The following is a 21,756-nucleotide window of genomic DNA, read 5'->3' on the forward strand; positions in this document are numbered from 1 at the left end:
GTTTGCCTCGAACACCTCAAGGGTGATCGAATGCGAACTCGTTGCATAGTGAACGAGTCGCACGGGGGTGCGTTGAGGATGTTCGGTGGTCTCTTCGGGAAGCGCGGGAACGGCGTCGGGGGCGGGCGGGGCGGTGCCCTCGCCGGGGTCACCGTGCCCGCCTCCGCCGGGGTGCTGAGCTGCCGGGTGCTCGACCCCGTGCACGAGCCGCTGCGGCAGGCGGAGTTCGCGCTCACCGACACGGCGGGCCGCAAGGTGCTGGGCGGGGAGACCGACCCGTACGGCACCCTCCTCGCCACGGTTCCGGCCGGCGAGTACCGGATCGCCGTCACCTCCGACGGGTACACCCCGCACCACGCCGCCGCCGTGGTGGAGCAGGGCGCCCACGCCGACCTCGGGGACGTCATGCTCCAGGTCGCCCCGCAGCCGCCGCTGCCCGAGCCGGGCGACTGGGAGATCGACCCCACCCACTCCCAGATCGGCTTCACCGCCCGGCACATCGGGCTGGCGCGGATCCACGGCCGCTTCAACAGCTTCGCCGGCGCGGTCCGGATCGCCGACCGCATGGAGCATTCCGCGATGCACGTCGTCATCGACGCCGCCTCCATCGACACCGGCGTCCAGATGCGCGACGACCACCTGCGGTCGAGCGACTTCCTCGACATCGGCGTCCACCCGACCATCGAGTTCTTCAGCGAGCGCTTCACCCACCGGGGCGGCGCCCGCTGGAACGTCACCGGAGCGCTCAGCCTCCACGGCGTCAGCCGCACGGTCACGCTGGACACCCAGTACCTCGGCCTCGGCAGCGGACTGGAGGGCGAGCCGCGCTGCGCCTGCCGGGCCACCACCGAACTCCACCGCGAGGACTTCACCCTCACCTGGCAGACCCTGCTCGCGCGGGGCATCGCGGCCGTCGGCTCCAGCATCTCCATCGACCTGGACGTCCAGATCGTGCCGAAGGCAGCCCGCTAGCGGGCGGAGCCGGTCAAGGGGCCTCCAGCCAGCCCTCGTACTCGGCGGCGAAGGAGTCCAGTGCCGACGGGTCGAGCCGGCCGTCCGGATCCTCGACCACCACCAGCCACTGCGCGTCCTCGGCGTCGTCCTCGCCGGCCAGCGCGTCCCTGACCAGCTGCGGCTCCTCGGCCACCCCGAAGCGGCCGGCCAGCTCCTCGGCCACCTCCTCGGCGGCGTCGCGGTCGGGGAGCACCAGTACGTGTCGTTCGCTCACCCGCCCATTCTCGCCCGGGCCGAGCGGGAGCCTCGCCGGGGTCCGCTGTCGGTGGGCCGTGGGATGCTGGATCGCGATGGCCACCAGAAAGACTTCCAGCGACGACCTCCTCGGCCCCGTCACGCTCGCCGTGGGCCAGGAGGACCTGCTCCTCGACCGCGCCGTCCGGGAGGTGGTGGCGGCCGCGCGCGCCGCCGACGCCGACACGGACGTACGGGACCTCACCCCCGACCAGCTCCAGACCGGGACGCTCGCCGAACTCACCAGCCCCTCGCTCTTCGCCGAGCGCAAGGTGCTGGTCGTGCGCAACGCGCAGGACCTCTCGGCGGAGACCGTCAAGGACGTCAAGGGCTACCTCGACGCGCCCGTCGAGGACATCACGCTCGTCCTGCTGCACGCGGGCGGAGCCAAGGGCAAGGGCCTCCTCGACGCGGCGCGCAAGGCGGGGGCGCGGGAGGTGGCCTGCCCGAAGACGACGAAACCGGCGGAGCGGCTGACCTTCGTCCGGCAGGAGTTCCGGACGCTCGGGCGCTCCGCCACGCCCGAGGCGTGCCAGGCCCTCGTCGACTCCATCGGCAGCGATCTGCGGGAGCTGGCCTCCGCGGTCACCCAGCTGACGGCGGACGTCGACGGGACGATCGACGAGGCTGTCGTCGGCCGGTACTACACGGGCAGGGCCGAGGCGTCGTCCTTCAACGTGGCCGACCGGGCCGTGGAGGGGCGGGCGGCGGAGGCCCTGGAGGCCTTGCGCTGGTCGCTCTCGACCGGGGTCGCGCCGGTCCTCATCACGAGTGCGCTCGCCCAGGGAGTACGGGCGATCGGGAAGCTGTCGTCCGCGCGAGGCGGGCGGCCCGCCGACCTCGCGCGCGAGCTGGGCATGCCGCCGTGGAAGATCGACCGGGTGCGGCAGCAGATGCGGGGCTGGACCCCGGACGGCGTCGCCCTGGCCCTGCGGGCCGTCGCGGAGGCGGACGCGGGGGTGAAGGGCGGCGGGGACGACCCCGAGTACGCCCTGGAGAAGGCGGTCGTCGCGGTGGCGCGAGCCGCGCGGCTGCGGCGGAACTGAAGCGGCGTCCGTCGGGCGGTCCGGGGGCGCGGGTGGTGGCCGGGCGGGCGTTCCCGTCGGGGGCGCGCGGTGCGGGGCGGGCCTCCTGATCACGGGCCGCCATGAATCCGCGCGCGTCAGCGCCCTCGGCGCAGGCGCCGCAGGGTGCGGAGCCCGGAGCCGCGGAGGCCTGAGCGGCGGCGGATCCGCGTCGCGGCCGTGCGGCCGTCGCGGGGGCCGGCCGGGTACGGGGAGTGCCACGGGCCGTCGGGGGAGAGCAGTGGCGCCTTGCGGGTGACCTGCGCCTGGATCTCCACGTAGGACTCGTGGGCCGTGACGCGGAACGCCTCGTCGTGGGCGGCCATCGCCGCGGCCATGGCCGCACCGGCGCCGCCACGGCGGCGCGCCACCACCGCCAGTCGGGTCAGCAGAGCCAGGACCCCGGCGATCGCGGCGCCGATCACGAGCAGCGGCAGGAACTCGGCCATGCCGGCGAGCCTACGACGTCCGGCCCCGCGCCAGGCGTCCGGCGCCGCGCAAGCCGCCAGGTCCCCCCGGCGGGCATGGCGCGGAGGCCGTACCCGAGCTGCCCCCGGCGGGTATGGCGCGGAGACCGTACGCGGGGTCCCCGGTGGGCAGGACGCGAAGGCCATACCCGGGGTCGCTTCCGGTCGGCATGGTGCGGGGGCTGCCCTTAGGGCCCCTCCCGCAGGGCAGGCCGCAGGGGCCACACCGAGGTTCCCTCCCGCCGGGCATGGCCCGGCGGCCGCGCCCCAGCGGCCGTACCCGGGAGGCCGCCTCCGGCCGGCGTCGCGCGGAGGTCGTACAGGCGCCGCACCTCGGGCGGCGGCCGAGGTCGCCCCCGTACCCCGCCCCCGCCCCCGGGCGCCCCGCAACCCGCCCCCGGCCGAGGTGCGGAACCCGCTCGCCCTGAGCCGGGCAGCACGAAGGCCCCGGCGTCCTGGGGAAGGAGCGGCCGGGGCCTTCGGGTCACTGCTCGTGGTCCCGTACACGCGTGGCGAACGCGTCTCGCGTACGGGCCGGGTGGCCGGACGGGAGCGGAAGAGAGGGTCCGCTGGGTCCCGTGCGGCCGGGGTACAGCCTGAGATCAGGAGATCCGGACTCAGCCCTGGAGGGAGGCAACCTTGATCGCCAGCGCCGACTTCTTGTTGGCGGCGGCGTTCTTGTGGATGACGCCCTTCGAGACGGCCTTGTCGAGCTGACGCGAGGCGGCACGGGTGGCCACGGTGGCCTTCTCGAGGTCGCCGGCGGCGACAGCCTCACGGGCCTTGCGGATCGCGGTCTTGAGCGACGACTTGACGGCCTTGTTGCGCAGGCGCGCCTTCTCGTTGGTCTTGTTCCGCTTGATCTGGGACTTGATGTTCGCCACTGAGAGAGCCTTTACAGGTTCGATGTTTCTTCAGGTATGTGCCACGCAGCTGAGAGGGCACACGAGACACAGCCGTCCACGTTATCAGGCGCCCGCGCGGCGGCCCAAACGGGGGCCCGGGCCGCCCGAACCGGACGCCTGGCCGTGGGCATGGGACGATGGGGGCTACGTATCCGTTCCGAACATCGCCCGAGACGAGAACCCTGCGTGCCCGCGACTCCTACCAACGTGCCCGAGCCGAGCCGTACCGACCCGGCTCTGATCCGCAACTTCTGCATCATCGCGCACATCGACCACGGCAAGTCCACGCTCGCCGACCGGATGCTCCAGCTGACCGGTGTGGTCGACCAGCGGCAGATGCGCGCCCAGTACCTCGACCGGATGGACATCGAGCGTGAGCGCGGCATCACGATCAAGTCCCAGGCGGTCCGGCTGCCCTGGGCCCCCACGGAGGGGCCGGAGCAGGGACGCACGCACATCCTCAACATGATCGACACCCCCGGGCACGTCGACTTCACGTACGAGGTGTCGCGGTCGCTGGCCGCCTGCGAGGGCACGATCCTGCTGGTCGACGCCGCCCAGGGCATCGAGGCGCAGACCCTCGCCAACCTGTACCTGGCGATGGAGAACGACCTCACGATCGTCCCGGTCCTCAACAAGATCGACCTCCCGGCCGCCCAGCCGGAGAAGTTCGCCGAGGAGCTGGCCAACCTCATCGGCTGCCAGCCGGAGGACGTGCTCAAGGTCTCCGCCAAGACCGGCCTCGGCGTCGAGGCGCTGCTCGACCGGGTCGTCAAGGACGTGCCGGCGCCGGTCGGTGTCGCCGACGCGCCCGCCCGCGCGATGATCTTCGACTCCGTGTACGACTCGTACCGGGGCGTCGTGACCTACGTGCGTGTCGTCGACGGGCAGCTCAACAAGCGCGAGCGCATCAGGATGATGTCGACCGGCGCCACTCACGAGCTGCTGGAGATCGGCGTCTCGTCCCCCGAGATGACGGCCTCCGACGGTCTCGGCGTCGGCGAGGTGGGCTACCTCATCACCGGTGTGAAGGACGTCCGCCAGTCCAAGGTCGGTGACACGATCACCTCGCAGTCGAAGGGTGCAACCGAGGCCCTCGGCGGGTACAAGGACCCGAAGCCGATGGTCTTCTCGGGCCTCTACCCGCTGGACGGCTCCGAGTACCCCGACCTCCGCGAGGCCCTGGACAAGCTCCAGCTCAACGACGCCGCGCTCGTCTACGAGCCGGAGACCTCCGCGGCCCTCGGCTTCGGCTTCCGCGTCGGCTTCCTGGGCCTGCTCCACCTGGACGTGATCCGGGAGCGCCTGGAGCGCGAGTTCGGGCTCGACCTCATCGCCACCGCCCCCAACGTGGTCTACCGCGTGGTCATGGAGGACGGCAGCGAGCACACGGTCACCAACCCGAGCGAGTTCCCCGAGGGCAAGATCGACGACGTGTACGAGCCCGTCGTGCGCGCCACGATCCTCGCGCCCAGCGAGTTCATCGGCGCGATCATGGAGCTCTGCCAGACCCGCCGCGGCACGCTCATCGGCATGGACTACCTCTCCGAGGACCGGGTCGAGATCCGCTACACCCTGCCCCTCGCCGAGATCGTCTTCGACTTCTTCGACCAGCTGAAGTCGAAGACACGCGGGTACGCCTCGCTGGACTACGAGCCCACCGGCGAGCAGGCCTCCAGCCTGGTCAAGGTCGACATCCTGCTGCACGGCGACAAGGTCGACGCCTTCTCCGCCGTCACCCACAAGGACGCCGCCTACGCGTACGGCGTGCGGCTCGTCGCCAAGCTGCGCGAGCTCATCCCGCGGCAGGCGTTCGAGGTGCCGATCCAGGCCGCCATCGGTTCGCGGGTCATCGCCCGCGAGACCATCCGCGCCATCCGCAAGGACGTCCTCGCCAAGTGCTACGGCGGTGACATCTCCCGTAAGCGGAAGCTGCTGGAGAAGCAGAAGGAAGGCAAGAAGCGGATGAAGATGGTCGGCTCCGTGGAGGTCCCGCAGGAGGCCTTCATCGCCGTGCTGTCGAGCGACGAGTCCGGCGGCAAGAGCAAGAAGTAGCCATCCCGGCCGAAGTGAACGGGTCCGTGTGCCATCGGCGCGCGGACCCGTTCGTTATCCACAGGCCCTTACGTACCGGACCTCGGCGCTCTAATCTGAAGCCCCCCGAAGGTTACTCGCGAGTTAGTTACGCTTCAGCAGTCGTCGTACCCGAACTCGCGCCCAGTCGTAGTTGCACCGACCACCGCACCGCCAACAGGCACTGCCGCCGCCCGGAGGACGACGTGAGCGACAACCAGACCCAGATCGACAACCGGCCGCCCTCCGTCGCGGCGCTCTTCCTCGAACGAGTCGAGCGCACCCCCGACGCCGAGGCGTACCGCCATCCGGTGCCCGCCGCCTCCGGCACGGGGCCGGACGACTGGAAGTCGCTCAGCTGGGGTCAGGCCGCGCAGCGCGTCTTCGCCATCGCCGCCGGTCTGATCGACCTCGGCATCCGCTCCGAGGAGCGGGTCGCCCTCGCCTCCGCCACCCGGGTCGAGTGGATCCTCGCCGACCTCGGCGTGATGTGCGCCGGCGCCGCCACCACCACGGTCTACCCGCAGACCAACGCCGACGAGTCCGCCTTCATCCTCTCGGACTCCGAGTCCAAGGTGCTCATCGCCGAGGACGCCACCCAGCTCGCCAAGGCGGTCGAGCGCCGCGCCGACCTGCCCGGCCTCCACCACGTCGTCGTCATCGACGCCGAGGGCGCGGACACCTCCGAGGAGTGGGTCCTCACCCTCGCCGACCTGGAGGCGCGCGGAGCGGCGTACCTGGAGAAGCACCCCGAGGCGGTCAAGGAGCGGGTCTCCGCGATCACCGCCGAGCAGCTCGCCACCCTCATCTACACCTCCGGCACCACCGGCCGCCCCAAGGGCGTCCGCCTGCCGCACGACAACTGGTCGTACATGGCCAAGGCCATCGCCGCCACCGGCCTCGTCACCCAGGACGACGTCCAGTACCTGTGGCTGCCGCTCGCCCACGTCTTCGGCAAGGTCCTCACCTCCGGCCAGATCGAGGTGGGCCACGTGACCGCCGTCGACGGCCGCGTCGACAAGATCATCGAGAACCTGCCGGTGGTCCGGCCGACCTACATGGCGGCCGTCCCGCGCATCTTCGAGAAGGTCTACAACGGGGTCGCCGCCAAGGCCCGCGCCGCCGGCGGCGCCAAGTACAAGATCTTCCAGTGGGCCGCCGGCGTCGGCCGCGAGTACGCCAAGGTCACCCAGGACAACTTCCGCCGCACCGGCACCGCCTCCGCGCCCTTCGGCCTCACCGCCAAGCACAAGGTCGCCGACACCCTCGTCTTCGCCAAGATCCGCGAGGCCTTCGGCGGCCGGCTGCGCGCCTGCGTCTCCGGCTCCGCCGCCCTCGCCCCCGAGATCGGCTACTTCTTCGCCGGCGCCGGCATCCACATCCTGGAGGGATACGGCCTGACCGAGTCCTCCGCCGCCTCCTTCGTCAACCCCGGCGAGGCCTACCGCACCGGCACCGTCGGCAAGCCGCTCCCCGGCACCGAGGTCCGGATCGCCGACGACGGCGAGATCCTGCTCCGCGGCCCCGGCATCATGGAGGGCTACCACGGCCTCCCCGAGAAGACCGCCGAGGTCCTGGAGGCCGACGGCTGGTTCCACACCGGCGACATCGGCGAGCTCTCCGCCGACGGCTACCTCAAGATCACCGACCGCAAGAAGGACCTGATCAAGACCTCCGGCGGCAAGTACATCGCCCCGGCCGAGGTCGAGGGCCAGTTCAAGGCCGTCTGCCCGTTCGTGTCGAACATCCTCGTCCACGGCGCCGACCGGAACTACTGCACCGCGCTCATCGCCCTCGACGAGCCCGCCATCCTCGGCTGGGCCGCCGACCACGACCTCGCCGGCAAGCCGTACGCCGAGGTCGTCGCCGCCCCGCAGACCCAGAAGATGATCCAGGGGTACGTCGACCGGCTCAACGAGGGCCTCCAGCGCTGGCAGACGATCAAGAAGTTCCGCCTGCTCCCGCGCGACCTCGACATCGAGCACGGCGAGCTCACCCCCTCGCTGAAGCTGAAGCGCCCCGTCGTCGAGCGCAGCTACAAGGAGCTCATCGAGGAGATGTACGCCGGGTCCCGCGAGGCCTGACCGGCGCGGAACCCCTCACCGCGGGCGGTGCGGGACAATGGACCCCATGCCTTCCGTACTGCCCGATGGTGAGCCCATGCCCGAGGACGGGGCGCTGCCCGCGCGCGCCCTGGAAGGGGCCGGGGAGCGACCGCTCGGTTTCTATCTGCACGTGCCGTACTGCGCCACGCGGTGCGGCTACTGCGACTTCAACACCTACACCGCGAGCGAGCTGCGCGGTGCCGGCGGAGCACTCGCCTCGCGGGACAACTACGCGGGGCAGGTCGTCGAGGAGGTCCGGCTCGCCCGGAAGGTGCTCGGCGACGACCCGCGGCCGGTGCGGACGGTCTTCGTCGGCGGCGGCACGCCGACGCTGCTGGCCGCCGGTGACCTCGTACGGATGCTGGCGGCGATCCGGGACGAGTTCGGGCTCGCCGACGACGCCGAGGTGACCACCGAGGCGAACCCGGACTCCGTGGATCCCGCCTACCTCGCGGAGCTGCGGGCCGGCGGGTTCAACCGCGTCTCCTTCGGCATGCAGAGCGCCCGGCCGCACGTCCTGCAGATCCTCGACCGCACCCACACGCCGGGACGGCCCGAGGCGTGCGTCGCGGAGGCGCGGGCGGCCGGCTTCGAGCACGTGAACCTCGACCTGATCTACGGCACCCCCGGCGAGAGCGACGACGACTGGCGGGCCTCGCTGGACGCGGCCATCGGGGCCGGGCCCGACCACGTCAGCGCCTACGCCCTGATCGTCGAGGAGGGCACCCAGCTGGCGCGCCGGATCCGGCGCGGCGAGGTGCCGATGACCGACGACGACGTGCACGCGGACCGGTACCTGATCGCCGACGAGGCCTTCGAGAAGGCCGGGTACGCCTGGTACGAGGTGTCCAACTGGGCCACCTCCGAGGCGGGTCGCTGCCTCCACAACGAGCTGTACTGGCGCGGCGCCGACTGGTGGGGCGCCGGGCCCGGCGCCCACTCGCACGTGGGCGGGGTGCGGTGGTGGAACGTCAAGCATCCCGGCGCGTACGCCGCCGCGCTCGGCGCCGGCAGGTCGCCGGGGGCCGGGCGGGAGCTGCTGTCGGACGAGGACCGGCGGGTCGAGCGGATCCTGCTGGAGCTGCGGCTCCGGGAGGGCTGCCCGCTGGAGCTGCTGCGGGAGCGGGGGCTCGCCGCGTCGCGCCGGGCGCTGGCCGACGGGCTGCTCGACGCGGAGCCCTACGCCGCCGGGCGGGCCGTGCTGACGCTTCGCGGGCGGCTGCTCGCGGACGCGGTGGTGCGGGACCTCGTGGACTGAGCGGCGGGGCGGACTCCGTCCGTCGGGGCGGACGAAGCCCGCCGTGCACGGAGCCCGGGTGCGCGAAGCCCGGGGCCGGGGGCGGGCGGAGCCCGGGCGCACGGAGCCGGGCCGGCGGGGCACAGGCGCACGTAGCCCGGGCCGGCGGGGCTCGGGCCTGCGGGGGTGCTACTCCGCCGTCACGAAGTCGATCAGATGCTCGACCTTGCCGAGCAGCTCCGGCTCCAGGTCCTTGTACGACGTGACCCGCTTCAGGATGGCCTGCCAGATCGCGCCCGTGTTGTCGGCGGGCCAGCCCAGGGCCCGGCAGGTGCCCGTCTTCCAGTCCTGCCCGCGGGGGACCTCCGGCCAGGCGCGGATGCCGAGGACGGACGGCTTCACCGCCTGCCAGATGTCGATGTACGGGTGCCCCACCACCAGGACGTCGGGGGAGGCGACCCGCTCGGCGATGCGGGACTCCTTGGAGCCCGGCACCAGATGGTCGACGAGGACGCCGAGGCGGGCGTCCGGGCCGGGCGCGAAGTCGGCGGCGATCTCCGGGAGGTGGTCGACGCCCTCCAGGTACTCCACCACCACGCCCTCGACACGCAGGTCGTCGCCCCAGACCCGCTCGACCAGCTCGGCGTCGTGGCGGCCCTCCACGTAGATCCGGCTCGCCCGTGCCACGCGCGCGCGTGCGCCGGGGACGGCGACCGAACCGGAGGCCGTACGGGCCGGGCGTGCCGGTCCGCCGGACGCGGGGCGGACCAGGGTCACCACACGCCCCTCCAGGAGGAAGCCGCGCGGGTCCATCGGGAAGACGCGGTGCTTGCCGAAGCGGTCCTCCAGCGTCACCGTGCCCGCCTCGCAGCGGATCACGGCCCCGCAGAAGCCCGTCGAGACCTCCTCGACCACCAGGTCCGGCTCGGCGGGAACCTCGGGGGCGGGGGCCTGCTTCTTCCATCGGGGCGTCAGGTCCGGGTCGTAGCTGCGCATTTCGGGGACGCTACGACACCAGGAAGCGGCGTGCCAGTTCATCGCGCTGGCGTCGGACGAAAGCCGCGTCGACGACCGCGCCGTGGCCGGGCACGTAGAGCGCGTCCTCGCCGCCGAGGGCGAGGAGGCGGTCGAGGGCGTCGGGCCAGCGGGTGCCGATCGCGTCGGGTCCCGCCTGGGGTTCGCCGGACTCCTCCACCAGGTCGCCGCAGAAGACCGTCTCGCGCTCACCGGGGACCAGCAGGACCAGGTCGTGGCCGGTGTGGCCGGGGCCGACGTTGGCCAGGAGGACCTGCCGGCCGCCCAGGTCGAGGGTCCGCTCGCCGGTGACGGTGTGGCGCGGGGCCACCAGGGCCTCCGTCGCCTCGGCCGCCGCCGACTCCTCGACGCCCTGGCGCACGGCGTCCTCGTACAGCTCCTCGCGGGTCCGGGCGGAGCCGAGGAGTTCGTCCGTGCCGACCGCGCCGAAGACCTCCGCGCCGGCGAAGGCGGCGGTGCCGAGGACGTGGTCGAAGTGGGGGTGGCCGAGTGCGATGTGCGTCACGCGCCGGCCGCCGGTGATCGCCTCCGCCTGGGCGCGGATCTCGGCTCCCTCGGCGAGCGTGGCACCGGTGTCGTAGAGCAGCACGGCCCCGTCCCCCACGACCAGTCCCGTGGTCGCGTCCCAGCCGGGAAGCCGTCGCCGGCCCACCCCGGCCGCCAGTCGTTCCCACCCCTGAGCCGCCCAGACCGCCTGTTCGATGTCCATGCGACCGACGCTAGCGGGTCCGCCTCCTTGCCAGGAGCGACGGGCCCGGCCGTACACTGGCCGGGGGTTTCCTGGCACTCGGACAGGGTGAGTGCCAAAAGCGGAGCAACCGGAACGGCTGGAGCGGGAGGTGTGCGCGTGCTGAGCGAACGCAGACTCGAGGTGCTGCGCGCCATCGTCCAGGACTACGTCGGGACGGAGGAACCGGTCGGTTCCAAGGCGCTCACCGAGCGCCACAAGCTCGGCGTGTCACCCGCCACCGTGCGCAACGACATGGCGGTGCTGGAGGAGGAGGGGTACATCGCCCAGCCCCACACCAGCGCGGGCCGGATCCCCACCGACAAGGGCTACCGGCTCTTCGTCGACCGGCTGGCCGGCGTCAAGCCGCTCTCGACCCCCGAGCGGCGCGCCATCCACAACTTCCTCGACGGCGCCGTGGACCTCGACGACGTCGTGGGCCGCACGGTGCGGCTGCTCGCGCAGCTGACCCGGCAGGTCGCCGTCGTGCAGTACCCGTCGCTCACCCGCTCCTCGATCCGGCACGTCGAGCTGCTGTCGCTGGCCCCGGCCCGGCTGATGCTCGTCCTGATCACGGACACCGGGCGGGTCGAGCAGCGGGTGATCGACTGTCCCGCGCCGTTCGGCGAGACCTCCCTCGCCGATCTGCGGGCCCGGCTCCTCAGCCGGGTCGGCGGCCGTCGCTTCGCCGACGTGCCGCAGCTGGTGCAGGACCTCCCCGAGTCCTTCGAGGAGCCCGAGGACCGCGCCACGGTCTCGACCGTGCTCGCGACCCTCCTGGAGACGCTCGTGGAGGAGCACGAGGAGCGGCTGATGATCGGCGGCACCGCCAATCTCACCCGCTTCGGACACGACTTCCCCCTGACGATCAGGCCCGTCCTGGAGGCACTCGAGGAGCAGGTCGTGCTCCTCAAGCTCCTCGGCGAGGTCAAGGAATCGGGCATGACCGTACGCATCGGGCACGAGAACGCCTACGAGGGGCTGAACTCCACGTCCGTCGTCTCGGTCGGCTACGGTTCGGGCGGCGAGGCAGTCGCCAAACTCGGCGTGGTCGGACCGACCCGCATGGACTACCCCGGAACGATGGGAGCGGTACGCGCAGTGGCACGTTACGTCGGACAGATCCTGGCGGAGTCGTAAGTGGCCACGGACTACTACGCCACACTCGGCGTACGCCGCGACGCGTCCCAGGACGAGATCAAGAAGGCCTTCCGGCGCCTCGCCCGCGAGCTTCACCCGGACGTCAATCCGGACCCGAAGACGCAGGAGCGGTTCAAGGAGATCAACGCCGCCTACGAGGTGCTGTCGGACCCGCAGAAGAAGCAGGTCTACGACCTCGGCGGCGACCCGCTCTCCGCCTCCGGCGGCATGGGTGCCGGGGGAGGCTTCGGAGCCGGCGGCTTCGGCAACTTCTCCGACATCATGGACGCCTTCTTCGGCGCGGCCGGGCAGCGCGGGCCGCGCTCGCGGACCCGGCGCGGCCAGGACGCCATGATCCGCCTGGAGATCGACCTCAACGAGGCGGCCTTCGGCACCACCAAGGACATCCAGGTCGACACGGCCGTCGTCTGCACCACCTGTTCGGGTGAGGGTGCCGCCCCCGGCACCTCCGCGCAGACGTGCGACATGTGTCACGGCCGCGGCGAGGTCTCCCAGGTCACCCGGTCGTTCCTCGGCCAGGTCATGACCTCCCGACCCTGCCCCCAGTGCCAGGGCTTCGGCACCGTCGTCCCGACCCCGTGCCCCGAGTGCGCGGGCGACGGGCGGGTGCGGTCGCGCCGCACGCTGACGGTGAAGATCCCGGCCGGCGTCGACAACGGCACCCGGATCCAGCTCGCGGGCGAGGGCGAGGTCGGCCCCGGCGGCGGCCCCGCCGGCGACCTGTACGTCGAGATCCAGGAGACCCCGCACGAGGTCTTCCAGCGGCGGGGCGACGACCTGCACTGCACGGTCACCCTCCCGATGACGGCGGCGGCGCTCGGCACGAAGGTGCAGCTCCAGACGCTCGACGGGCTGGAGGAGATCGACATCCGCCCGGGCACCCAGTCGGGCCAGTCGGTCCCGCTGCACGGCCGGGGCATCACGCACCTGCGGGGCAACGGCCGCGGCGACCTGATCGTCCACGTCGAGGTCCAGACCCCGGGCAAGCTCGACCCCGAGCAGGAGCGCCTCCTGCGCGAACTGGCCAAGCTGCGCGGCGAGGAGCGGCCCACGGGCCAGTTCCAGCCGGGCCAGCAGGGACTGTTCTCGCGGCTGAAGGACGCGTTCAACGGGCGCTGAGCGGGTGGTCCGTGTGCCGGGGGTCCGGGGGTGGTCCCCCGGGTCGGCACAGTCAGCCGGGCCAGCAGGGGCTGTTCTCGCGGCTGAAGGACGCGTTCAACGGGCGCTGAGCGGGTGGTCCGTGTGCCGGGGGTCCGGGCGTGGTCCCCCGGGTCGGCACAGTCAGCCGGGCCGGCAGGGACTGTTCTCGCGGCTGAAGGACGCGTTCGACGGGCGCTGAGCCTTGGAGGGGCATGACCCCTGTGTGAGAGGGGCGGCACTCTGAGTGCCGCCCCTTTCCCGTGTGCGGGAGGGGGCATGACACGATGCCCATATGTCCACCACCGCGCTGAACGATCTCTTCCGGTACCCGATCGTGCAGGCCCCCATGGCCGGTGGCGCTTCCAGTCCCGCGCTCGTCGGAGCCGTCTGCGAGGCGGGCGCGCTCGGCTTCCTCGCCGCCGGGTACAAGACGGCCGGCAGCCTCTATCAGGAGATCAAGCAGGTCCGCGGACTGACCGGACAGCCCTTCGGCGTCAACGTCTTCATGCCCCAGACCGGCCCCTCGGTGGACCCCGCGGCCGTCGAGGTCTACCGCCACCAGCTCGCCGGGGAGGCCGGCTGGTACGAGACGCCGCTCGGCGAGACCGACGACTCCCGCGACGACGGGTACGAGTCCAAGCTGGCGATCCTCCTGGACGACCCGGTCCCCGTCGTCTCGTTCACCTTCGGCTGCCCGAAGCAGGAGACCCTCCAGGCGTTCGCCCGCGCCGGTACGTACACGATCGTCACCGTCACCTCGGCCGCGGAGGCCCGTACGGCGCAGGCGGCCGGCGCCGACGCGCTGTGCGTCCAGGGCGTGGAGGCGGGCGGCCACCAGGGCACGTACCGCGACGACCCGGCCGACGAGCAGCCCGGCATCGGCCTCCTCGCCCTCCTCACCCTGGTCCGGGAGGCCACCGCGCTGCCGCTCGTCGCCGCGGGCGGCCTGATGCGCGGGGCGCAGATCGCCGCGGTCCTCGCGGCCGGGGCCACCGCCGCCCAGTTCGGCACCGCCTTCCTCGTCTGCCCCGAGTCCGGCGCGCACCCGCTGCACAAGCGGGCCCTGACCGACCCGCTCTTCAACCGCACCGCCCTCACCCGGGCGTTCTCGGGCCGGCCGGCCCGCGGGCTCGTCAACCGCTTCATGCGCGAGCACGGCCCGTACGCCCCGGCCGGCTACCCCGAGATCCACCACCTCACCGCCCCGCTGCGGAAGGCCGCCGCCACCGCGGGCGACGCCCAGGGCATGGCCCTGTGGGCGGGCCAGGGTCACCGGCTGGCCCGTGAGCTGCCCGCCGGGGAACTCGTCGAGGTGCTCGCCGCCGAACTCGACACCGCCCTCACCGAACTCGCCGACCCGGCCACCAGGAGTGCCTCATGACCGCCCCCGTCTTCGTCGTCGACGCCGTCCCCGGCGCCGGCACCTTCGTCCTGGAGGGGCCCGAGGGGCGGCACGCCGTCTCCGTGAAGCGGCTCCAGGCCGGCGAGGAACTCGTCCTCACCGACGGCCGGGGCCGCTGGGCGGAGTGCGTGGCCCGGGAGACCGAGGGCAAGGACCGGCTCACCGTGGAGGTGACCGCGGACCACGAGGACCCGCCGGAGCAGCCCCGGATCACCGTCGTCCAGGCCCTCCCCAAGGGCGACCGCGGCGAACTCGCCGTCGAGACCATGACCGAGACCGGCGTCGACGCGATCGTGCCGTGGGCGGCCTCCCGCTGCATCACCCAGTGGCGCGGCGACCGCGGCCTCAAGGCGCTCGCCAAGTGGCGCTCCACCGCCCGCGAGGCCGGCAAGCAGTCCCGCCGCACCCGCTTCCCCGAGGTCGCCGACCTCATGTCCACCAAGCAGGTCGCCGGGCTCCTCGCCACCGCCGACCTGGCGGCCGTGCTGCACGAGGACCGCGACCACCCCAGCGGGGCCCTCGCCACCGCCGAACTCCCCGCGACCGGCTCGATCGTGCTCGTCGTCGGCCCCGAGGGCGGGGTGTCCCCGGAGGAGCTGGCCGCCTTCGAGGCGGCGGGGGCGAAGCCGTACCGGCTCGGCCGCAGCGTCCTGCGCACCTCCACGGCGGGCACGGCCGCCACCGCCCTCGTCCTCGGCCGCACCGGCCGCTGGAGCTAGGCCGACTCCTTCCCGGTCCGGCGGTTGGGCGGTTCGGCATACCGGTGGTCCGTCCGGCATACCGGTGGTCCGGTGGTCCGGCGGACCGGGGGCAGGCCTCGGGCCCCATGGGGCCCGGGTCCCGAGGGGAACGGTTGTCCACAGGGTGGGCGGCGGAGGCGGTTGTCCACAGAGTGGGGGACCCGGTGTCCATGTGTCCGAGGTCTTTTCTAGGCTGATCCGTATGGCCGACGAGTCCCCCCTCCTCCGCAGTCTGCGCGCCGCGATCGCCGCCGCGCCCGGCGACGTGCCCCTGCGCCTCCACTTCGCCGAACTCCTCCTCGCGGAGGGGCGGAACGACGATGCCGTCACGGAGGCGGCCGTCGCCCTCCAGCACGCGCCGGGGGACGCCGACGCCCGGGCGCTGATGGTCCGCGCCATGGGGATGGCGTCGCCCGCGCCCGCGCCGGAGCCCCCGGTCGTACGGCCCGAGGCTCCGCAGGCCCCCGCGCCCGCCCCCGTACAGCAGACCCCGCAGACTCCGCAGGCCCCTCAGGCCCCTCAGGCCCCTCAGGCCCCTCAGGCCCCGCAGGCGTCGGGCGAGCCGAAGCCGTTCTTCGACTGGGCCGCCGCCGAGGAGCAGGTGTCGGACGTGGTCGGGCCGCGGTTCCTTGAGGAGCCGCAGGCCGAGGGCGGGGACGGGCTCGCCGGGGACGCCGCCGCCTGGGACGTGGACGCGCCCGGGGCCGTGCGCCTCGCCGACGTCGGCGGCATGACGGACGTCAAGGACCGGCTCGAAGCCGCCTTCCTCGCCCCCATGCGCAATCCCGAACTCCGCCGCCTCTACGGCAAGTCGCTCCGCGGCGGACTCCTCCTCTACGGTCCTCCCGGCTGCGGCAAGACCTTCATCGCCCGGGCCGTCGCCGGCGAACTCGGCGCGAACTTCCTCACCGTCTCGCTCTCCGACGTCCTCGACATGTGGATCGGGGCCTCCGAGAAGAACATCCACGACATCTTCGAGACCGCCCGCCGGCAGGCCCCCTGCGTCGTCTTCCTCGACGAGCTGGACGCCCTCGGCGGCAAGCGCTCCCGCACCCACAGCAACGGCCTCCGCAACGTCGTCAACCAGCTCCTCACCGAGCTCGACGGCATCGCCTCCGGTGCGGGCAACGAGGGCGTCTTCGTCCTCGCCGCCACCAACGTGCCCTGGGACGTCGACCTCGCGCTGCGCCGTCCCGGCCGCCTCGACCGCACCCTGCTCGTCCTCCCGCCGGACGCCCCCGCCCGCGAGGCGATCCTCCGCTACCACCTGCGCGACCGGCCGATCGAGGCCGTCGACCTCGGCAAGCTCGTCAAGGTCACCGAGGACTTCTCCGGCGCCGACCTAGCCCACCTGTGCGAGACCGCGGCCGAGGCCACCCTCCTCGACTCCGCCCGCAGCGGCTCCGTCCGGCTCATCACCACCAAGGACCTGCTCGCCGCCGCCAAGCAGCTCCGGCCCTCCACCGAACCCTGGTTCGCCTCCGCCAGGAACGTCGCCATGTTCGCCAACGAGGGCGGTCTCTACGACGACCTGCTCGCCTACCTGAAGCGGAAGCGCAAGCTGTGACCACCCCAGGCATCCCCGGCACCCCCGGCACCCCGGGCGGGCCCTCCACCCCCGCCACGCCCTCCACCCCGGCAGCGCCCTCCGCGCTCGCCCGGGCCGAGGCGCTGTACGAGGCCGGCCGGTACGAACAGGCCGGGACGCTGGCCGCCCGGCACCTCGCCGACGACCCTGAGGACGCCGACGCCCTCACCCTGCTCGCCCGGTGCCGGCACCGGGCGGGCGACCATCCCACCGCCCTCGTCGCCGTCGAGCAGGCCCTGCGCGCCGAGCCCGAACTGGTCATGGCGCACCTGATGCGCACCCAGGTCCTGCTCGCCCTCAAGCGGTACGCCGAGGCCGAGGCCGCCGCCCGGCGCACGGTCGAACTCGCCCCGGACTTCTGGGGCAGCCACTACGCGCTCGGCACCGCCCTCGCCGAGTCGGCCGAGGCCGGCGGCGGCCGCGACCGGGCCCGCCGCGCCGCCGCCTACGAGGCCGCCAGAACGGCCGTCGCCCTCGGCCCGGAGGAGGACGCCGCCCACTTCCTCGTCGGCCTCACCGCCCAGCGGCGCGGCGACCACGCCACCGCCCGGCAGGCCTACGAGACGACTCTGCGGCTCAACCCGCAGAGCAGCGAGGCCCACAACAACCTCTCCCTGCTGAGACTGCGCCGCCGCTGGTTCCGGCGCGGGGCCTGGACGCAGGCCGCCGAGGGCTTCGTCGCCTCCGCCGCGCTCGACCTCGACGACCGCAAGGCCCGCTACAACCTGGAGGCGATGGCCTGGGGCACCGCCGCGGGCGCCCGCTGGGTCGCCCTGCTCGGCTTCCTCGCCGTCACGCTCGGCGCCGCCCCGGTCCGCACCGGCGCGACCGGCGCGGACGCGGTCGTGCCCTTCGTCATCGGGGCCGGCGTGCTCGTCGGCGCCTGGGGCGGCTGGGCCGTGTGGATGGCCCGCCGGGTCCCGCGGCGGCTGCGCCGCCCGCTGCTGCTCGTCGCCCGCACCTGCCGGCCGGTGCTCGCGATGGCCGCCGCCGTCGGGCTCCTCGGCCTGTACTCGGCCGTCACCCTGGCGCTGTGGACCTACGACACCGGGTTCCTCGGGATCACGCTCTTCTGGGCCGTCGTCATCACGTACTGGGTGAGTCGCTCGGCTCTCAACCGGCGGATGCCCAAGGACTGACCGGGGCCGCCGGATAGCATGCGCAAGTACTGACCACCGAGGGCGAGGAGGCCCGCAGCATGGCCGGAGAGCCGCAGAGCGACTGCCTGTTCTGCAAGATCGTGGCGGGGGAGGTGCCGGCGACGCTCGTCCGCGAGACCGAGACCACGCTGGCCTTCCGCGACATCAACCCGCAGGCGCCCACCCACGTGCTCGTCATCCCGCGTCTCCACTACCCGGACGCCGCCTCGCTCGCCGCCGCCGAGCCGGGCGTCGCCGCCGACGTGCTGCGCGAGGCGGGCGAGGTCGCCGAGCAGGAGAAGGTGGACGGCAGCGGGTACCGGATCATCCTCAACACCGGCGCCGGCGCCGGCCAGACCGTCTTCCACGCGCACGCGCACGTGCTGGGCGGCCGCGGTCTCAACTGGCCCCCCGGATAAGCACGTGTCCGTCCGCGAACTGGTCGTCCTCGGCACCGCAAGCCAGGTCCCGACCCGGCACCGCAACCACAACGGGTACCTGCTGCGCTGGGACGGCCACGGCCTCCTCTTCGACCCCGGCGAGGGCACCCAGCGCCAGATGCTGCGGGCCGGGGTCGCCGCGCACGACCTGAACCGGATCTGCGTCACGCACTTCCACGGCGACCACTCGCTGGGCCTGGCCGGGGTGATCCAGCGGATCAACCTCGACCAGGTCCCGCATCAGGTCACCGCGCACTTCCCCGCGAGCGGACGGCACTTCTTCGAACGGCTCCGGTACGCCACCGCCTACCGCGAGTCCGTCGAGCTGACCGAGGCGCCGGTCGCGGACGACGGCGTCCTCGCCGTCACCGACGCCTTCACCCTGGAGGCCCGCCGGCTGTCCCACCCCGTCGAGTCCTTCGGCTACCGGCTCGTCGAGCCCGACGGACGCCGGCTGCTCCCCGAGCGGCTCGCCGCCCACGGCATCACGGGACCGGACGTCGGCCGCATCCAGCGCGAGGGCAGCCTCGGCGGGGTCGGTCTGGAGGAGGTGAGCGAGGTCCGGCGCGGCCAGAGCTTCGCCTTCGTCATGGACACCCGTCTCTGCGACGGCGTGCACGCCCTCGCGGAGGGCACCGACATGCTGGTCATCGAGTCGACCTTCCTCGACGAGGACGTCCGGCTCGCCGAGGACCACGGCCACCTGACCGCCGGACAGGCCGCCGCCGTCGCCCGCGACGCGGGCGTCCGGCACCTCGTCCTCACCCACTTCTCGCAGCGCTACTCCGACCCGTCGGAGTTCGAACGGCAGGCCCGCGCCGCCGGATTCGCGGGCGAGCTGAGCATTGCCCAGGACCTGATGAGGGTCCCCGTACCGAAGAGACAGAGCACCACCCATGCCCCTTCCCAAGGCTGAGCTGCACCTCCACATCGAGGGCACCCTCGAACCCGAGCTGGCCTTCGCGCTCGCCGCCCGCAACGGCGTCGTCCTGCCCTTCGCCGACACCGAGGAGCTGCGCGCCGCCTACCGCTTCGGCGACCTCCAGTCCTTCCTGGACCTCTACTACGCCCTGATGGCGGTCCTGCGCACCCCCGAGGACTTCACCGCGCTCGCCGACGCCTACCTGGAGCGGGCCGCCGCGCAGGGCGTCCGGCACGCCGAGATCTTCTTCGACCCGCAGGCGCACACGGCGCGCGGCGTCCCCTTCGCCACCGTCATCGAGGGGCTGGGCGCCTCCCTCGACCGCTCCGAGGAGCGGTACGGGATCTCCACCCGGCTCATCATGTGCTTCCTGCGCGACGAGTCCGCCGAGTCGGCGCTCGCCACGCTGGAGTCGGCCAAGCCGTACCTGGACCGGATCACCGGAGTCGGCCTCGACTCCGCCGAGGTCGGCCACCCGCCGGCCAAGTTCCGCGCGGTGTACGAGGAGGCCGCGAGGCTCGGTCTGCGGCGCGTCGCGCACGCGGGCGAGGAAGGGCCGGCGGCGTACGTCCGCGAGGCGCTGGACGTCCTCGGCGTGGAGCGGATCGACCACGGACTGCGCTCCATGGAGGACCCGGAGCTGGTCGCACGCCTCGTCCGCGAGCGGATCCCGCTCACGCTCTGCCCGCTGTCGAACGTGCGGCTCCGGGTCATCGACACCCTCGCCGACCATCCGCTGCGGGCCATGCTGGACGCGGGGCTCCTGGTCACCGTGAACTCCGACGACCCCGCGTACTTCGGGGGCTACGCCGGCGACAACTACGACGCGGTGCGCGAGGCGCTGTCGCTCGACCCCGAGCAGCTGCGCACGCTGGCCCGCCAGTCCTTCGAGGCCTCCTTCCTGGAGGACGACGAGCCGCGTCGGGAGCGGTACCTGGCCGAGGTCGAGGCGTACGACTTCCCCGCCTGACCCGCACAGCGCACAGCCCTGCCCCGCCAGCCCCGGGCCGGTCGTCCGCGACCCGCTCAGCCCCGGTCCGACGGGCGGGCCAGGCGGAAGGCGGACCGGGTCGGGCGCCGGAGGGCGGGCGCCGGGATCGGGGCGATCTCCTGCTCGGGGGCGCCGACCTGGGGGACGAGCGCCGTCGTCGCGGGGGCCGCGCCCGCCATGAAGGCCGCGGGCGCGCCGCCCCGGCGGCGGATCGAGCCGGGGACCAGGGGACGGCCGGAGGAGTGCCGCGCCACCGCCGTCATCGGGGCGGCCACCAGCAGCAGGAGCGCGGCGAGGACCGCGCCCATGCCCGGGTAGCCGGCGGTCTCCGAGAGGACGCTGCCGGCCAGCGGGCCGCAGGCCGTGCCCAGGGAGGACGCCGAGCCGACCAGGACGGCCCAGCGGCCGCGCGGGTCGAGGGAGGCGGCGAGGCCCAGGAGGTACGAGAGGACCACCGGGTAGACGGTGTTCCAGAGGATCTCGCCGGTCGCGAAGGACGCCAGGCCGCCCGCGGCCGAACTGAGCAGCACGCAGGCCGCGATCAGGACCGTGCCCGCGCCGATCGGCACCGCCCGGCCGAGCCGCGAGCCGAGCGCCCCGGCGGCGGTGACCCCCGCGAGGCCCGCGCCGAGCGCCAGGGCGAAGACCGCGCCGACGGTCACCTCGGAGAGCCCGGCCTGCCCGGTGCCGATCCGGCCGCTCACGCCCCAGAGGGCGTTCTGGGCGAGGGACCAGCACAGGATGCAGCCGGCGAGGACGGCCCCCGCCCGGCGGTACGGCAGCGGTCCGGAGGGCTCGGCGGCGGAGGCACCCCGCCACGCGCGCGTGGCGCCCGGCAGCCGGCCCGTCACCGGCCACACCAGGACCGCGGCCCCGGCGAGTGCCAGGAGCGGCAGGGAGTGGCCGCCGCCGAGCCGGGGCAGCGTCAGGTACAGGGCGCCGGCCGTGGCCGAGACCGACAGCAGGCCCAGTGTCGACGCCCGCTGAGGGTCCGGCTGCCCGGCGATGCCGGAGGCGGCCACCGCCGTCGCCGTGCCCGAGCCGAAGCCGCCGAGCACCACTCCGGCCACCACCAGCGGCAGGGTGCCGGTCGAGGCGGCGGAGCCGTACCCCAGGGCCATCGCGAGCAGCCCGAGCCGGGCCGCGCGGCGCGGGCCGATCCGCTCCACGCGGGCGGCGAGCGTGAATCCGGCGGAGGCGGAGCCGAGCAGCAGCACCGAGCCGACCAGTCCGGCCTGGGACGGGCCGAGCCCGAGTCCGGCGGCGAGCCGGCCGACGACGGTCGGCAGCAGGTACGGGGCGAGGTATCCGGCCGTGAAGAGGGCGACGAGGGCGACGAGCGCCCCACGGGCGCGCGGGCGCGACGGCATGG

At 73.5% G+C, this 21,756-nt stretch carries 20 protein-coding genes; 14 read left to right on the forward strand and 6 right to left on the reverse strand.

Going from position 1 to position 21,756, the window contains the following annotated elements; all coding sequences use genetic code 11:
* Positions 1 to 78 precede the first annotated feature (78 nt).
* Positions 79 to 972: a YceI family protein gene (locus ACF1BN_RS05790; RefSeq protein ID WP_392330301.1), complete on the forward strand. Its 894-nt coding sequence runs from the start codon at positions 79 to 81 to the stop codon at positions 970 to 972.
* A 13-nt stretch (positions 973 to 985) separates the two neighbouring features.
* Here the strand turns inward: ACF1BN_RS05790 and ACF1BN_RS05795 are convergent, their stop codons facing one another.
* Complete coding sequence (locus ACF1BN_RS05795; protein WP_376595671.1) at positions 986 to 1,228, reverse strand: hypothetical protein; 243 nt, start codon at positions 1,226 to 1,228, stop codon at positions 986 to 988.
* A 76-nt stretch (positions 1,229 to 1,304) separates the two neighbouring features.
* On the opposite strand from ACF1BN_RS05795, the gene holA reads away from it, so the two are divergent.
* Entirely contained in the window at positions 1,305 to 2,294 is a 990-nt protein-coding gene (holA, locus tag ACF1BN_RS05800; RefSeq protein ID WP_392330302.1) for a DNA polymerase III subunit delta, read from the forward strand.
* Positions 2,295 to 2,410: 116 nt separating this feature from the next.
* On the opposite strand, the gene ACF1BN_RS05805 is transcribed toward holA, so the two are convergent.
* Together ACF1BN_RS05805 and rpsT are read right to left on the reverse strand one after the other, a co-directional pair.
* The gene (locus ACF1BN_RS05805; protein WP_392330303.1) at positions 2,411 to 2,761 is read right to left on the reverse strand and encodes a hypothetical protein; all 351 of its coding nucleotides are present in this window, start codon (positions 2,759 to 2,761) and stop codon (positions 2,411 to 2,413) included.
* Positions 2,762 to 3,396: 635 nt separating this feature from the next.
* Entirely contained in the window at positions 3,397 to 3,663 is a 267-nt protein-coding gene (gene rpsT / locus ACF1BN_RS05810) for a 30S ribosomal protein S20 (protein WP_093876150.1), read from the reverse strand.
* Between the two features lie 207 nt (positions 3,664 to 3,870).
* On the opposite strand from rpsT, the gene lepA reads away from it, so the two are divergent.
* From lepA to hemW, 3 genes are all read left to right on the forward strand, one after another.
* Positions 3,871 to 5,739 carry a translation elongation factor 4 gene (lepA, locus tag ACF1BN_RS05815; RefSeq protein ID WP_392330304.1) on the forward strand — a complete coding sequence of 623 codons (1,869 nt, stop codon included), beginning with the start codon at positions 3,871 to 3,873 and terminating at the stop codon, positions 5,737 to 5,739.
* A 224-nt stretch (positions 5,740 to 5,963) separates the two neighbouring features.
* Positions 5,964 to 7,841 (forward strand): AMP-dependent synthetase/ligase, encoded by a 1,878-nt coding sequence (locus tag ACF1BN_RS05820; protein WP_392330305.1) that lies wholly within the window; start codon positions 5,964 to 5,966, stop codon positions 7,839 to 7,841.
* A 37-nt stretch (positions 7,842 to 7,878) separates the two neighbouring features.
* A complete protein-coding gene (gene hemW / locus ACF1BN_RS05825; RefSeq protein ID WP_392330306.1) occupies positions 7,879 to 9,120 on the forward strand; it encodes a radical SAM family heme chaperone HemW in 1,242 nt (413 codons plus the stop codon).
* Positions 9,121 to 9,288: 168 nt separating this feature from the next.
* On the opposite strand, the gene ACF1BN_RS05830 is transcribed toward hemW, so the two are convergent.
* Together ACF1BN_RS05830 and ACF1BN_RS05835 are read right to left on the reverse strand one after the other, a co-directional pair.
* A complete protein-coding gene (locus ACF1BN_RS05830; RefSeq protein WP_392330307.1) occupies positions 9,289 to 10,095 on the reverse strand; it encodes a DUF3097 domain-containing protein in 807 nt (268 codons plus the stop codon).
* 10 nt (positions 10,096 to 10,105) lie between these two features.
* Positions 10,106 to 10,843 carry an MBL fold metallo-hydrolase gene (locus ACF1BN_RS05835; protein WP_392330308.1) on the reverse strand — a complete coding sequence of 246 codons (738 nt, stop codon included), beginning with the start codon at positions 10,841 to 10,843 and terminating at the stop codon, positions 10,106 to 10,108.
* Positions 10,844 to 10,981: 138 nt separating this feature from the next.
* On the opposite strand from ACF1BN_RS05835, the gene hrcA reads away from it, so the two are divergent.
* The 9 genes from hrcA to ACF1BN_RS05880 all read left to right on the forward strand — a co-directional run bounded on the left by hrcA (position 10,982) and on the right by ACF1BN_RS05880 (position 20,363).
* Positions 10,982 to 12,001, forward strand: a complete 1,020-nt coding sequence (gene hrcA, locus ACF1BN_RS05840; RefSeq protein ID WP_376599124.1) for a heat-inducible transcriptional repressor HrcA — start codon at positions 10,982 to 10,984, stop codon at positions 11,999 to 12,001.
* Entirely contained in the window at positions 12,002 to 13,141 is a 1,140-nt protein-coding gene (dnaJ, locus tag ACF1BN_RS05845; protein WP_392330309.1) for a molecular chaperone DnaJ, read from the forward strand. It abuts the gene before it with no gap.
* Between the two features lie 313 nt (positions 13,142 to 13,454).
* Entirely contained in the window at positions 13,455 to 14,543 is a 1,089-nt protein-coding gene (locus tag ACF1BN_RS05850; protein ID WP_392330310.1) for a nitronate monooxygenase, read from the forward strand.
* Entirely contained in the window at positions 14,540 to 15,283 is a 744-nt protein-coding gene (locus ACF1BN_RS05855; RefSeq protein ID WP_392330311.1) for a 16S rRNA (uracil(1498)-N(3))-methyltransferase, read from the forward strand. The genes ACF1BN_RS05850 and ACF1BN_RS05855 overlap by 4 nt, the downstream gene beginning before the upstream one ends.
* Before the next feature lie 223 nt (positions 15,284 to 15,506).
* Positions 15,507 to 16,871, forward strand: a complete 1,365-nt coding sequence (locus ACF1BN_RS05860; protein WP_392330312.1) for an AAA family ATPase — start codon at positions 15,507 to 15,509, stop codon at positions 16,869 to 16,871.
* Positions 16,868 to 18,031, forward strand: coding sequence for a tetratricopeptide repeat protein (locus ACF1BN_RS05865; protein WP_392330313.1), 1,164 nt, complete (start codon positions 16,868 to 16,870; stop codon positions 18,029 to 18,031). The genes ACF1BN_RS05860 and ACF1BN_RS05865 overlap by 4 nt, the downstream gene beginning before the upstream one ends.
* 59 nt (positions 18,032 to 18,090) lie before the next feature.
* Positions 18,091 to 18,450, forward strand: a complete 360-nt coding sequence (locus tag ACF1BN_RS05870; RefSeq protein ID WP_392330314.1) for a histidine triad nucleotide-binding protein — start codon at positions 18,091 to 18,093, stop codon at positions 18,448 to 18,450.
* A gap of 4 nt (positions 18,451 to 18,454) precedes the next feature.
* Positions 18,455 to 19,387 (forward strand): ribonuclease Z, encoded by a 933-nt coding sequence (locus tag ACF1BN_RS05875; RefSeq protein WP_392330315.1) that lies wholly within the window; start codon positions 18,455 to 18,457, stop codon positions 19,385 to 19,387.
* The gene (locus tag ACF1BN_RS05880) at positions 19,368 to 20,363 is read left to right on the forward strand and encodes an adenosine deaminase (RefSeq protein ID WP_392330316.1); all 996 of its coding nucleotides are present in this window, start codon (positions 19,368 to 19,370) and stop codon (positions 20,361 to 20,363) included. The genes ACF1BN_RS05875 and ACF1BN_RS05880 overlap by 20 nt, the downstream gene beginning before the upstream one ends.
* A gap of 56 nt (positions 20,364 to 20,419) precedes the next feature.
* Here the strand turns inward: ACF1BN_RS05880 and ACF1BN_RS05885 are convergent, their stop codons facing one another.
* Positions 20,420 to 21,754: an MFS transporter gene (locus ACF1BN_RS05885; protein WP_392330317.1), complete on the reverse strand. Its 1,335-nt coding sequence runs from the start codon at positions 21,752 to 21,754 to the stop codon at positions 20,420 to 20,422.
* Between the last annotated feature and the right edge of the window lie 2 nt (positions 21,755 to 21,756).

The sequence above is a fragment of the Streptomyces sp. NPDC014861 genome (genome assembly GCF_043081625.1).
Classification (GTDB): domain Bacteria; phylum Actinomycetota; class Actinomycetes; order Streptomycetales; family Streptomycetaceae; genus Streptomyces.